1 pseudogene is annotated in these 614 nt (G+C 41.0%); it reads left to right on the top strand.

Going from position 1 to position 614, the window contains the following annotated elements:
• Positions 1-26 precede the first annotated feature (26 nt).
• A pseudogene (locus JCM14505_RS08515) lies at positions 27-614 on the top strand (NlpC/P60 family protein); the annotation flags it as partial.

Here is a 614-nt window from a genome sequence, read left to right as displayed (position 1 = left end):
CCAATACGGGACGTGAATACTCATTAATGCCAACAATTGGTGATACAACTGGCAAGTCGAAGAGTTGGTACTTAATGCAAGATGGGAAAGCCTTATCAGGTATTCAATCATGGGCTGGTTCTTATTGGGATTTTGATAAGACGAGCTACACGTTAAGCCAAAAGAAAGATTACTTTAAGTCTGATTGGGGAAGTTGGTACTTAAAGGATGATACTGGTCGTATCCAATCTGGAGTACAAGAATGGGCTGGTAGTTACTGGTACTTCGACCCAACGACGTACTTATTAAGCCAAAAGAAGGACTATGTGCAATCTCAATGGGGAGATTGGTATTTAGTTGGTAATGACGGTCGGATTCAAAGCGGTGTGCAAGAATGGGCTGGTAGTTACTGGTACTTCGACCCAACGACGTACTTATTAAGCCAAAAGAAGGACTATGTGCAATCTCAATGGGGTTCTTATTATTTGGTGGGAAATGATGGTCGGATTCAAAGTGGGTTGCAAGAATGGGCTGGTAGTCAGTGGTACTTTGATCCAACAACTTACTTATTAGTTAAGGATAAGGACTTTACGGTAAATGGGGTTAAATACCATGCTGATAAAAATGGTTTTGTT

It is taken from the genome of Limosilactobacillus equigenerosi DSM 18793 = JCM 14505 (genome assembly GCF_001311375.1).
GTDB classification, from domain to species: domain Bacteria; phylum Bacillota; class Bacilli; order Lactobacillales; family Lactobacillaceae; genus Limosilactobacillus; species Limosilactobacillus equigenerosi.
The sequence above is the reverse complement of the archived record's forward strand: the minus strand, read 5'-3'. Positions and strand labels throughout refer to the sequence as shown.